At 62.1% G+C, this 12724-nt stretch carries 10 protein-coding genes and 1 pseudogene; 1 reads left to right on the top strand and 10 read right to left on the bottom strand.

Annotation, left to right across the window (positions count from 1 at the left end; all coding sequences use genetic code 11):
* Nucleotides 1–2: 2 nt before the first annotated feature.
* The 8 genes from deoC to ACTJKE_RS07205 form a co-directional block, all read right to left on the bottom strand.
* A complete protein-coding gene (deoC, locus tag ACTJKE_RS07240; protein WP_440691577.1) occupies nucleotides 3–1016 on the bottom strand; it encodes a deoxyribose-phosphate aldolase in 1014 nt (337 codons plus the stop codon).
* A 178-nt stretch (nucleotides 1017–1194) separates the two neighbouring features.
* Nucleotides 1195–1926, bottom strand: coding sequence for a DeoR family transcriptional regulator (locus ACTJKE_RS07235; protein WP_113511546.1), 732 nt, complete (start codon nucleotides 1924–1926; stop codon nucleotides 1195–1197).
* Nucleotides 1927–2161: 235 nt separating this feature from the next.
* The gene (locus ACTJKE_RS07230; protein WP_113511544.1) at nucleotides 2162–3964 is read right to left on the bottom strand and encodes an aminopeptidase P family protein; all 1803 of its coding nucleotides are present in this window, start codon (nucleotides 3962–3964) and stop codon (nucleotides 2162–2164) included.
* Between the two features lie 25 nt (nucleotides 3965–3989).
* Complete coding sequence (locus tag ACTJKE_RS07225) at nucleotides 3990–5006, bottom strand: ABC transporter ATP-binding protein (RefSeq protein ID WP_058325028.1); 1017 nt, start codon at nucleotides 5004–5006, stop codon at nucleotides 3990–3992.
* Nucleotides 5003–6016, bottom strand: a complete 1014-nt coding sequence (locus tag ACTJKE_RS07220; RefSeq protein ID WP_058326373.1) for an ABC transporter ATP-binding protein — start codon at nucleotides 6014–6016, stop codon at nucleotides 5003–5005. The genes ACTJKE_RS07225 and ACTJKE_RS07220 overlap by 4 nt, the downstream gene beginning before the upstream one ends.
* Nucleotide 6017: 1 nt before the next feature.
* Nucleotides 6018–6887, bottom strand: a complete 870-nt coding sequence (locus ACTJKE_RS07215; protein ID WP_113511542.1) for an ABC transporter permease — start codon at nucleotides 6885–6887, stop codon at nucleotides 6018–6020.
* The gene (locus ACTJKE_RS07210; RefSeq protein WP_113511541.1) at nucleotides 6884–7825 is read right to left on the bottom strand and encodes an ABC transporter permease; all 942 of its coding nucleotides are present in this window, start codon (nucleotides 7823–7825) and stop codon (nucleotides 6884–6886) included. Before ACTJKE_RS07210 ends, ACTJKE_RS07215 begins: the two co-directional genes overlap by 4 nt.
* A gap of 63 nt (nucleotides 7826–7888) precedes the next feature.
* Nucleotides 7889–9466 (bottom strand): ABC transporter substrate-binding protein, encoded by a 1578-nt coding sequence (locus ACTJKE_RS07205; protein ID WP_113511539.1) that lies wholly within the window; start codon nucleotides 9464–9466, stop codon nucleotides 7889–7891.
* Nucleotides 9467–9692: 226 nt separating this feature from the next.
* On the opposite strand from ACTJKE_RS07205, the pseudogene ACTJKE_RS07200 reads away from it, so the two are divergent.
* Nucleotides 9693–10226, top strand: a pseudogene (locus tag ACTJKE_RS07200) (helix-turn-helix domain-containing protein); the annotation flags it as partial.
* A 102-nt stretch (nucleotides 10227–10328) separates the two neighbouring features.
* Here ACTJKE_RS07200 and ACTJKE_RS07195 read toward each other — a convergent pair.
* Nucleotides 10329–11360, bottom strand: coding sequence for a trans-3-hydroxy-L-proline dehydratase (locus ACTJKE_RS07195; protein ID WP_058326376.1), 1032 nt, complete (start codon nucleotides 11358–11360; stop codon nucleotides 10329–10331).
* 749 nt (nucleotides 11361–12109) lie between these two features.
* Nucleotides 12110–12520, bottom strand: coding sequence for a hypothetical protein (locus ACTJKE_RS07190; protein ID WP_440691574.1), 411 nt, complete (start codon nucleotides 12518–12520; stop codon nucleotides 12110–12112).
* Nucleotides 12521–12724 lie beyond the last annotated feature (204 nt).

Here is a 12724-nt window from a genome sequence, read left to right as displayed (position 1 = left end):
GATCATCCAATCGGGTGTCGGTTGAGGGCCGAATAGGCGCCGGTCACGTGGTGCTCGAGCTGACGCTCAATATCGGCAAGCAGGCTCGATGCGCCGATGCGGAAGAGATCCGGCTCGAGCCATTCACGGCCGAGTTCGTCCTTCATCAGGAACTGGTAGTTCAGGATGTCCTTGGCCGCGGAAATGCCGCCGGCGGGCTTGTAGCCGACCTTGAGGCCGGTCTGTTCCTGATAGGCACGGATCATGCGCAGCATGACAAGCGTCACCAACAGGGTGGCGTTGACGCCTTCCTTGCCGGTCGAGGTCTTGATGAAATCGGCACCGGCCATCATGCAGACGAGCGAAGCGCGCGCGACGTTGCGCAGCGTCTTCAGGTCGCCGGTGGCGAGGATCGCCTTCACATGGGCGTCGCCGCAGGCGGCGCGGAAGTCAAGCATCTCGTCATAGAGCGCCTGCCAGTTGCCAGTGAGAACATGCTCGCGGGTAATGACGATGTCGATTTCCCTGGCGCCATCGGCAACCGAGGCCTCGATCTCGAGCAGCTTCACATCGTGCGGGATAAGACCGGCCGGAAAGCCGGTGGAAACCGCGGCGACGGGAATGCCCGAACCGTCAAGCGCCTCGACGGCGGTCGAAACGAAACGATGATAGACGCAGACAGCACCGGTCGTGATACCGCGACCGCCCATGCCAAGCGCGTCGAGCAGATCCTGGCGCACGGGCTGCCGCGCCTTGGCGCAGAGACGCTTGACGCGCTCGGTCGTATCGTCGCCGTTGAGGGTGGTGAGGTCGATGCAGGTGACGGCCTTCAGCAGCCAGGCGGCCTGGGCGTCCTTCTTGACCGTCCGACGGCCGGGCAGCGTCGCAACGCGGCGCTCGGCGGCAGACAGGTTGACGCGCTGGTCCAGCACCCAGCCGAGGTCGAGATCCATGCCGTTGTTGCGCGGCCAGTTATGGCCCGCCGCCGGCGATTGCGCGGCTTTCGTCGCGCCTGACTTCACAGCTAGGTCTTCCAAGCGATGGCTCCTTGAACTCCCTGTCACGGCACAACTCTACACCCGGGGCGCAGCCGTGGAGATCGTCAATTTTGTTATTTTTCTACCGATTTTTTGTGACTATTCCATCAAATACTGAGGGTGTCAAGCGAAGCGTCCGGATTTTGACGAATGCGTAATATTTTTGATCCAGTCGCGATTACTGCCCCGGGACCAGGGTTTCGCCCTCTTCGGTAATGACAGAGCGAAAGACGTGAAGAGGCGCGAAAAACGCCGGCTTCAGCTTGCCGATCTTGCTGAGATCGATGACGAGATGGTTCTCGCGGGCAAGCGAAATGACCTTCTGCTTTACCGACACCTCGTGGAAATGCACGCAGGTCGCCCCTCGGCCCGGATCAACGCCCGCCGCCGAAAGGAAGGCAACGTTGATGCCGAGCGAATCGAGCGTTTCCAGCCCGGAATTGCCGGAGAAGGATGCCGATGACGGGTGATAGACGCCGCCCAGCATGACGATGCGGACATTGGGCTTGCGCGTCAGCTTCTCCGCCACGTTGAGCGAATAACACACTGCCGTTATTGAATAATCCTCCGGAATGAGATCGACGAGGTATTCCAAGGTGGTGCCGCAATCGATGAAGATCGTCTCGTCCGGCCGGATATGGCGGGCGGCGTGGACACAGGCCTCGCGCTTGGCGGCCGCATGGCTGTCGGCTTCGCGCGCAAGCTCATAGGGCGCATCGGGCTCAATCTCTCCCGCCGGCACGATATGCCCTCCGAGAAAGGCGAACTGGCCGGGATTGTCGGCAACGTCGCGGCGGATCGTCATTTCCGAGACGCCAAGCAGGGCCGCAGCATCGCGCAGATGCAGAACTCTCCGCCCCGAAAGCGCGTCGGCGAGCTGGATGATGCGGGCTGTCTTGCGGCTGACCATGATTTCTTCCGTGTCAGAAAAGTCCTGCAGCTTTGCGCGGCCCGAACAATCTTTGTGAAAAATATCACAAACGGTACCGTGCGAGCAAGGGGAGTCACATTTGAATGAAAGGCACCGCACACGACCGCCGAGCGACCGCCCATCAGAAAGAGAATAGCGGCGGACCAATCGGCCCGCCGCCACAATACTGTCCGTCATGCAAGGCCGCGAAGGGAAAGACGGCCAAAAAAAGCGATCACGCGCCGACCGGCGCTGTCCGTTCGGCCAGCCAGCCGACCGTCTCCTGATCGAGCAGCCCGTCCAATTCCTGTACGACCCGGCCATGATAGGCATCGATCCACGTCCGCTCGGCTGCGGTCAGCAAATCCATGTCGGCGAGCCGCAGGTCGATCGGCACCAGCGTCAGGCTGCGGAAGCTCAGGAAACCGTCACCATCGTCCACCACCTCCACCTGGTTCTCGATGCGGATGCCGTAGGCGCCGGCCTTGTAGTAGCCGGGCTCTATCGTCGTCACCATGCCGGGCTTCAACTCGATCTCGTTGACGCGGCGATCGAAGCGCTGGGGCTGTTCATGGACCGAAAGGAAGTGGCCAACGCCGTGACCAGTCCCGTGGTCATAGTCGAGCCCGAGATCCCACAGGGGACGACGGGCGAAGGCGTCGAGCTGGTGGCCGTAGGTTCCCTTGGGAAACTTCAGCGTTACCATGGAGATCAGCCCCTTGAGCACGGCGGTGTAGGCACGCCTGATCTCGTCGCTGACCGGACCTATCGCGGTCGTGCGGGTCGCGTCGGTGGTGCCCGTCAGATACTGACCGCCACTGTCGAGCAGGTAGACCCCGCCCCTCTTGATCGGCGCGCTGGTCTCATGCGTCGCCGCGTAATGGCACATTGCCGCGTGGCCGTCGGCCGCCGAGATCGACCGGAAGCTTGGCTCGACGAAGCTTTCCTCCATCTGCCGGTAACCGAGGATGCGCTCCTCCGCCTCGAGTTCGCTCACCGGCCGGCCGCTCGCATCCCGATCGGCGGCATTTTGTTCAAGCCAGGCGAAAAAGCGGATCCAGGCCGCGCCATCGAGACGGTGGCAATCGCGAAAGCCGGCAAGCTCGGTCGCGTTCTTGTGCATCTTGGCAAGCGTGATTGGGCTTCGCACCAGTTGCACTGTTCCGCCAGCGGTCCGCGTCGCATGCGCCGCCGCAGACGGGGCAAAACCCGGGTCGATCAACGCCGTGCGCCCGGCCGCCATCGCCTTGACGCGCTCAAGTAGTTTCCCGGGTTCGGCAATCGCGACATCGTCAAGCTCGAAATCCGAGAGGTCGTTCGGCAGCTTGCGATGATCGACAAGCCATTCGGTTTGCCCGGCGCGATCGAAGATCAGGAAGGACTGCGGCATCGGGTTGAAGGCAACGTCACGACCGCGAACGTTGAGGAACCAGGCGATATTGTCCGGCTGCGCCTCGATCAGCAGGTCCGCCCCCTGCTCCGCCAGCATGGCGGCGATGCGGCGCTTCTTCTCGGCGACGCTTTCGCCGGAATAGGCAACCGGAAGGGCCATGATCTTGCCGAGCGGCTTTTCCGGCTGATCGGCCCAGATCGCGTCGACAAGATCCTCGTCGACGGGCGTCCAAAAGCCGCCCGCAGCCTTCACCGACCGGCCGCAATCCACGTCCCAGGTCGACGGCAGCAGCATGGGATTGAAGCCGACGCGCTCGCCCTTGCGCAGGTTGTTCCTCAGCCACTCCTTGAGCGGCGCATCGTAAAAGTGCTCGATCGCAAAGGTGTCGAGATCCACTTCGTCGCGCACCTGCACCTGGTAGCGGCCATCGACGAAGATGGCGGCGCGGTCGCGCATGACGATCGCCACGCCGGCGGAACCGGTGAACCCGGTGACGAAAGCCAGGCGATTGTCGTGCGGCGCGCAATATTCGCCCTGATGCTCATCGAAGCGCGGCACGACGTAGCCGTCGAGCCCGGTTTCCGCAAGCTTGCGCCGCAGGGCGCCGATCCGGCCGGAGATATCCGGCCTTGCTCTCGTATCCATGATGTCTTCCTTATCGAATTGAGTTTCAGGCGTCGCCGATCGTCTCGGCGAAATGGCAGGCGGTCATGCCGGCACCGACCGGACGCAGCACCGGCTTTTCGCGACGGCAGAGCTCGGTCGCGTGCGGACAGCGCACGTGGAACGGACAACCAGGCGGGATGGCGAGCGGGCTCGGCAACTCGCCTGATAGCGCGGGGGCGCGACGTCTTGCGTCGGGATCGAGCGAAGGCGCAGCAGCAAGCAACCCCTTGGAATAGGGATGCATCGGCCTCGAAAACAGCGCCTCCGACGGGCCGATCTCGACGATCGCGCCAAGATAGATGACGGCGACGCGGTGCGAGACGTGGCGCACGAGCCGAAGATCATGCGCCACGAACAGCACCGTCAAGCCCAGCTCGTCCTGAAGCTCGATCAACAGATTGACGACCTGCGCCTGCACCGAAACGTCGAGCGCCGAAACCAGTTCATCGGCCACAAGGCAGATAGGCTCCAGCGAGAGCGCACGAGCGATTCCGATGCGCTGGCGCTGGCCGCCCGAGAATTCATGCGGATATTTGTCGGCGGCCCCTTCGGGCAGCCGGACAAGGTCCAGCAGCTCGTCGACGCGCTGGTCGATCGCAGCCCCTTCACGCATGCGATGCACGGATATCGCTTCCCGCAGTGTATCACGCACGGTCATGCGCGGATTGAGCGAGGTATAAGGATCCTGAAACATCATCTGGACGCGCCTGTTATAGGCCCGCCGCCGCGCCCCCTTGAGGCCTACGGCGCTTTCGCCCTCAAACAGGATATCGCCGGCGGTTGGGCGGTGCAGTCCGGCGATCAGGCGCGCGAGCGTGGACTTGCCACAACCGGATTCCCCGACGATGCCCAGCGTCTCACCCGGCATCACGTCGAGATCGATGCCATTGACCGCCGAGACGACCTGTTGCGGACGTCGGGCAAGCGTGTCGGAAAGCGAGCGTCGCTTCTCGAACTGGATCGACAGCGCGCGAAGCGAAAGCAAGGGCGTCGTGCCTACCGAAGTCGGAATGATCGTCATTGCGCCGCCTCCCGTGGTCCGAAATGCGTTTGTGCGTCTGCAAGGTGATGACAGGCGACCAGCCGCGACGCGCCGATCACTTCGAGTTTGGGCCGAAGGTCTGGGCATTCGCGACCGGCGACCGGACAGCGGGCGCTGAAGGCGCAGCCTGGCGGCAGCGCGTTCAGAGCGGGCGGTGCGCCGGGGATGGAATAGAGTGGCGATCGCGGCGCCACATCCCGCGGGATCGAGCGCAACAGCCCCAGCGAATAGGGATGACGCGCATCGGCAATCACGTCCGTCGTCGTCCCTATCTCGCAAAGCCTGCCGCCATACATGACGGCGACGCGGTCGCAGGTTTCGGCAACGACGCCCATGTCATGGGTCACAAGGATCACTGCCATGCCGAGGTCGCGGCTCAGCGACTGGATCAGCCTGAGGATCTGGTCCTGGATCGTGACATCTAGCGCTGTCGTCGGCTCGTCGGCCAACAGCAGCTTCGGATTTGAGGCAAGAGCGATGGCGATCATCACCCGCTGGCGCATGCCACCGGAGAACTCGTGCGGGAAGTCGTCGAGACGATTGCGCGCGGCGGGGATGCCGACGAGATCGAGGAGTTCGATCGCCCGCGCTCTTCTCTGCCTGGCGTCGAGGTCCGTATGGGCGACGAGGTTCTCCGAAATCTGCAGGCCGACCGTCAGCAGCGGGTTGAGTGACGACATCGGCTCCTGAAAGATCATTGCGATCTCGCGGCCGCGGATACGCCGGAGCCGAGCCTCGTCAAGCGCGACCAGATCCTGACCGTTCCACAGGATCTCGCCAGCGACACGTCCGCGTGGGCGGACAATGCCGAGGATCGAACGCAGCGTGATGCTTTTGCCCGAGCCGGATTCGCCGACGAGGCCGAGGATTTCACCCTGCCCTACCTGGAACGAAACGTCATCGACAGCGACCAGCGGCCGTTCATGCGTGCCGAACTCGGTGCGCAGATGCTTGACGTCGAGCACCACCGTTCCTTCTTGTGTTCCCATCTCAGCGTCCCTTCGGCCGGAGCAGATCGGCAAGTGCGTCGCCGACGAGGCTGAAGCCGAGGCCGGTCAACACGATGGCAATGCCCGGCATCAGGCTCATCCACCAGGCCGTCATCAGGAAGTTGCGCCCCTCGGCGATCAATACGCCCCATTCGGCAGCCGGCGGCTGGGCGCCGAGGCCGAGATAACCGAGCGACGACCCGAGCAGAATCGCGAGCGCCATGTCGGTCATCCAGTAGACGATGATCGGCGAAATCGCGTTCGGCAAGAGATGGCGGAAGATGATCCGGCGATCGGAATAGCCGAGCACCCGACCGGCGGCAGCATAGTCGTTGGCCTTCTGCGCCATGATTTCGGCGCGGGTCAGCCGGGCGTAATAGACCCAGTTCACCGCGGTGATCGCCACATACGTGTTGACGAGGCCAGGGCCGAGCACAGCGACGATCGCGATCACCAGAACCAGGAAGGGAAAGGTGATGATGGCATCGACGCAGCGACCGAAGATCACGTCGGCAATGCCGCCGTAGTAGCCGACGAATGCCCCGACCGTGAGGCCGATCAAAAGCGCGAAGATCGTCGCAAAGAAAGCCATCTGCATGTCGACACGATAGGCCCAGATGACGCGCGAGAGCACATCGCGGCCGAAATTGTCGGTGCCGAAAGGATGAGCAAGGCTCGGTCCCTGCTGGATCGCCTGGAGATCGAAGGCAAGCGGATCGTAGGGTGCAAAGTTCTGAGGGAACAGAGCAAGCGCAAGCGACAGACCGAGGATGGCGATGCCGATCACGAAGGACGGGCGGGCGAAGGCGCGCGCCAGAAAGGCGGCGAGCCGTCCCCGCGTCCGCGAATGGGAATGCGTGATAGCGCTCATGATTGGCGAAGCCTCGGATCGAGCCAGGATTGCACGACGTCCGTCAGCAGGAAGACGACGGAGACGAGCACGGCGAAGGTCAGCGTCAGGCCCTGGATCAGCGGATAATCGCGGGCAAAGATCGCCTCCAGCATCAGCCGGCCGACGCCGGGAATGGCAAAGACCGTCTCGGTCACCAGCGTGCCGCTCATCAGGTTGCCGATCGACAGGCCCAGCAGGGTCACGGTGGAGACCAGAGCGTTGCGCAGCACATGGCGGGTCATGATGATGCGCGGCGAAAGGCCCTTGGCGCGAGCGAACTGGACGTAATCGGCGTCGAGCACCTCGATCAGCGAGGCGCGCAGATTGCGCAGGATGATCGCCGATGTGTAGAGCGCGACGCTCAGCGCCGGCAGGATCAGATGGTAGAGATTGGCGAGGAAGGTCTTGCCGTAGCCGCCGACCGGAAACCAGCGCAATTGCGCGGCCAGCACCGTCAAAAGCAGAAGCCCGATGTAGAACACGGGCATGGAAAGCCCGACCTGAAAGACGCTGCGGATGGCGACATCGACGGAGGTGTTGACCCGCGCCGCCGCGAGAAACGCGAGCGGACCGGCGAGGAAGATGGCAAGCACGACCGAATAGACCGCCAGGAAGATCGTTGTCGGCAGGCGACTAAGAATGATCTCCATCACCGGCGCCTTCAGCATGATCGAGCGGCCGAGGTCACCCGTCAGCGTGTTCTTGACGAAGACGAGGAACTGCACCGGCAGCGGCTGGTCGAGACCGAGATTGTGCCGGATCTGCTCAAGTTGGGCATCGGTCGCCTTGGCTTCGGCCATGGCGATCGCCGGGTCGCCCGGCAAGAGGCGCACGAGCAGGAAGATGAAGATCATCACCAACAGGAACGTCGGGATGATCTGCAGCAGCCGCGCCACGAGATAGGAAAGTGAGGGCATGGTTCCAACCTTCAACGGAAGACCGGGCGGATTTCCACCCGGCCTTCGCAGATCGTTCCGCAATCAGTCGGCGCGCCAGGCTTCGGAGAAGTCATTGGCGCCGAGCGGCGTCTGCACGTAGCCTTCGATCGACTTGGAAGCCGCGACGGCAAACGGCGTTTCGAACAGGAAGAGCAGTGGCGCTTCCGCCGCATAGATCTCCTGCATGCGCTTGTATTCATCCTTGCGCTTGGCCGGATCGGTTTCGAAGTTGGAGGCTTCAAAGAGCGTGTTGAATTCCTGGTTGTTCCAGCCCGTGCCGACGGCCTGGCGCTGCTTGTAGTAGCCGAGCCAGCCGGTCACCTGCGCCGGATCGTTGACGTCGTTGGCCCAGCCATAGGTGTGGATGTCGAAGTCGCCGGAGCGGTTCTTCTCGCCGCGTGTCGGGTTGTCGACCTGCTCCACCTTGAGGTTGACGCCGAGCGGCGCCCACATCTGCTGGAGGGCGGTAAACAGCGTCGCGTCGTCGGCGCTGCCGGCAAGCGTCGTGAGCTTCACTTCGAAACCGCCACTGAGGCCGGCATCGGCAAGCAGCTGCTTGGCCTTTTCCGGGTCATACGGGTAGAGCGGCTCGGGGCCATAGTGAAGCTGCGTTGCCGCCGACATCAGCGAGGTCATCGGCTTGCCGGTGTCGAAAGTCACGAGCTTGATCAGCACGTTCTTGTCGGTCGCATAGTTCAGCGCCTGACGCACCTTGATATCGGCAAGCGGGTTCTTCGAGCCGTCCTTCTTCGCCTCGCGCGTGTTGATCGGCGCGTAGACGATACGGGTCGACGGGAAGAGCTCCATCTTCAGGTTCGGATCGGCGCCGAGTTCGCCGACGCGGGCGAAGGGAATGAACTCGGCCGCATCGACTTCGCCGGCCTGAAGCTTGAGAATGCGGGTGGCGTCATCGGGAATGACGAGGAATTCGACCCGGTCGAGATAGGGCAGCGGCTTGCCGTCTTCACCCTGGCGCCAGTAGTTCGGGTTGCGCTCGAAGCTCATGCTCGAGCCCTGCACGTGGCTCTTCATGACAAAGGGGCCTGACGTCACCGGTCCGGCCGCAAAGAAGGCGCGCGCCTTTTCCTGGTCCGTTGCACCGGCCGCCTTCTCGAAGGCCGCCTTCGGCATGATGCCGGTGTTGAAGGTCGCCAGAATCGAGATGATCGTCGGATCGGGGTTCTTCAGCGACACGGTGATCTTGTTGCCGTCGGCCGTCACCTTGTCGACGGCACCGAGCAGCCCGGCCCATGGACCGAGATCGGCATTGCGCGCCCTGTCGAGCGAGAAGACGACGTCGGCGCCGGTCAGATCAGAGCCGTCGGAGAATTTCAGGCCAGTTCGGAGCGCCAGTGTGATGGTCTTGCCGTCGGCGGAGACCTCATGGGTTTCGGCAAGCCCCGGCACGATCGAACCGTTGGCGCCGTTGCGCAGCAGCGTCTCATAGAGACCGTTCACCATCCAGAGGTCGGGATTGCGGTCCGCATAAACAGGATCGATGACGGTCGAGTCGTCATAGCGTGCGAATGTCATCGCGCCACCGCGTTCGATGGCAAATGCCGAGGTGGCCGAAAGCAGCCCGAGCGTCGCACCGAGCATGATAGGCAATATACGTTTCATCTCACTCCTCCTTTGACTGCAGCCAGCATCGATCGCGCGCTCAACACGTTAAATTGGATATTGGATCCAATTTTTCTTAATGTTTTTAGACGCCGACGGATTGCCGCGAAGACGTTCTTGTAGTTCCCCTTTTCAAGAAGGCCGGCATGCGATCTGATCGCTTGCCGAACCAACTTTAGCTGGACTAAAGTACATCGATAGACGTGAGTCAAGCGGAAAGAAAATCATGCCCCTGAAGATCGAAGAGGCGCCAGAAGCAGCCAGTGGCGCCTCCCTCCCCGCAACCTCGGCGCCCACGTCGCTCGGCCAGATGCTGCGCGCCCGCCGCAAGGAAATCGGCAAGACCATGAAGGACGTGGCACGCGAGGCCGGTCTGACGGAGGGCTTTATCAGCCAGATCGAGCGCGGCATCTCCACCCCGTCGCTGATCTCGCTTTATAACGTCGCCAACGCGCTTGGCACCAGTGTCGACACCTTCCTATCGCAACCGCCGCAGCACGGGCATTCCATGGTGTCGCATGCCGGCGAACGGCCCGGTTATAATGTCGAGACCAAGGAGCGCGTCTACGAGCTAATCGAACGCGGCTTTCCGGGCGCCGCGCTCAATGGCTGCATCACCCATATGCCCAAGGGTTACGCCTCCGAACTGACGAGCCACGAAGGCGAGGACTTCCTCTACCTGATCGATGGCGAGATGCTCTACGAGATCAATGGCAAGGAATATCTGTTGAAGGCCGGCGACACGCTGCACTTCCCAGCCTCGTTGCCCCATCGCGCCCGCAATGTCGGCGCCGGGCCGGCCCGGGAACTCTGGGTCGGCACCACCCGGATCATCAAGGACGACTANCCGCTCCGATATCGCTTACTGCTTGCGCGGCCAGGTATCGGCAAGCCGATAGCCGGCCGGCCACGGATCGGCCGGGTCGAGCATCACCTGGTGCGTGCCGGTGATCCAGGCCCGGCCGGAGATTTCCGGCACGATCGCCGGGCGTCCTCCGACCGTCGTCTCGCCGGCGATGCGGCAATCGAACGTCGAATCGATGATGGAATGGCCGCTGAACCGCTGGCCGACCTTCATCACGCCGCGGGTATGCAATACCGCCATGCGTGCCGAACAACCGGTGCCGGTCGGCGAACGGTCGAGCTTGGCCGGCTGAATCACCACGGTGTTGCGACCGTGCAGAACGCCGTCCTTTTCCTCGACCGGCAGCGTGAGCTGGCAGAAGGAGATGTGTGCCCATTCCGGATTTTCCGGATGGGTGAAACCGAGCTGTTCATTGGCCGCGCGGGTGATCTTGATGCCGGTCTCCGCAAGCTCGCGCGCCTCGTCCGGCGTGACCGAAAACCCGAGCGCGCGGGCGTCGGTGATGACGAAGCTGTCGCCGCCATAGGCCGTGTCGACGGTCAGTGTGCCCAGGCCCTCGACCTCGAGCTTGGCATCGAGCTTGTCGGCGAAGGACGGAACGTTGGTGACGGTGATGCGCTCGGCCTTGCCGTTGCGGCACTGGGCCACGACGTTCACCAGCCCACCCGGCGCTTCCAGCACCATGTGGGTTTCCGGCTCCTGCATCGGCACAATGCCGCTGTCGAGCAGCACGGTGGAAACGCAGATGGAGTTGGAGCCGGACATCGGCGGCGTGTCCTCGGGCTCCATGATGATGAAGCCCATCGTCGCGCGCGGATCCTTCGGCGGCACGAGCAGGTTGATATGACGGAAGACGCCGCCGCGTGGCTCGTTGAGCACGAAATTGCGCAGCGTCTGGTCTTCAGCGATGAAGCGGCGCTGTTCCCAGAGCGTATTTCCGGGCGGGGGTGCGACGCCGCCGACGATGACGTCGCCGACTTCCCCTTCCGCGTGGCAGGATACGATATGGACGACCTTGTTGCTGCGCATGCCTCTTCTCCTTGCAAGCGGTGGACGGGCGCCACCTGGGCGACCGACGCCCTGCGCATCGGCCGTACTCCCGCATTTTGCCGGGATGATACGCGACAGCGCTGAGCCCGGTGAAACGACTCATAGAAATATTGGATCCAATATACAATCTGAAATATTCGAAATCACCTCCTGAGCCACAAGGCTCTGTTGCTGTGGAAAGTAAGCTCATATTGCCCACGGCAAGCTGCAGCTTCCGCAAAACGAACGCTCAATTTTCCCACGGCCGAAAATCGCGGGTTTTCACTAGGTTAGCTGGGCTCATCAGCCCCATCGAAAAAAAGGAAGCGCTACGGATCGCGTTTCTTGCCGAATCCCGCACATCAAGACGCCGTGCATCAATGAATTCGACTAGACTGCCGTTCGCTACGAGACAGGGCGCCATAGCGCAGTTGGCACGACGAAGAGGACGGACCATTTTCGGACCCGGTCTTGCGTGAATCGATCGATATCAGGATCTGACACGCTTCCCGGCAAGGCGGCGGGCATCAACGAACGAATGCGTGTACGGCTAGGCAGGAACACCCTTAATGCGAAGCTCTGAGCTCCAATTTCGCCAGTCCACGGACGGAATTCGATGAGCCCTTCCTCGGTTTCACAGGCGCCCCAAAACTCAATTCGATATCTTTCTGCATTTTCACCAGCATTTCTGCGACGTCGCCTTCAACTTAGAACACGCCGATCTGCGTTCCCAATTCTGGAAGCCCAATCTACTGCCTCGGCCGGCCGGAGGGGCGCGCACACATGATATACTGGTAGGTTAGCAGGGCCGGCATCCCGAGAAGGCTACTGAGAATGTCGCGCCCGGCATTCAGTGCTGAAATCGCGTCAAGACCCAACAATTTCAGCGAAAACGTGAGTGTGAAGAATACCGACATCAGGGCAAAGACCCAGAAAAGGGCGCGTACGGGTCGGAGATTCGCTCTGTTTTGCATCGCGTTCATCGCAAGCGCTCTCTCGATCTCGGGATTCCAGTGGTCGTTGAAATAGGCGAGGTGGCGAAAGACCGTCTTGCCCATCGCGAACGCGAGAACCGCGTAGAGGGCCAAAAGCGGAATTTTGACCGTCAAGAGATCGCCAGATGAAAGGAACGCCGACAATGCCAACATGACGATCAGCATCGAGCTGCATAGACTGACCGTCTGAGGGAACGACAAGTCAAACCTCGCTCTGCTTGCAAGCAGCGCCTTCTCCACCACGTCGATCAGCGCTTCGTCGATCCTAGTTAGAAGTTCCATGGAAACCCCGTCCCTTGGAGTAGGCGATATCACGTTGAGCCGGAGCTCCTCAATCCGTGAAGCTAGCATGCGTTTGGGAAGCTCAAC

It is taken from the genome of Ensifer sp. 22521 (assembly GCF_052044795.1).
GTDB lineage: Bacteria > Pseudomonadota > Alphaproteobacteria > Rhizobiales > Rhizobiaceae > Ensifer.
This window is presented reverse-complemented; position numbering and strand designations above follow the sequence as displayed.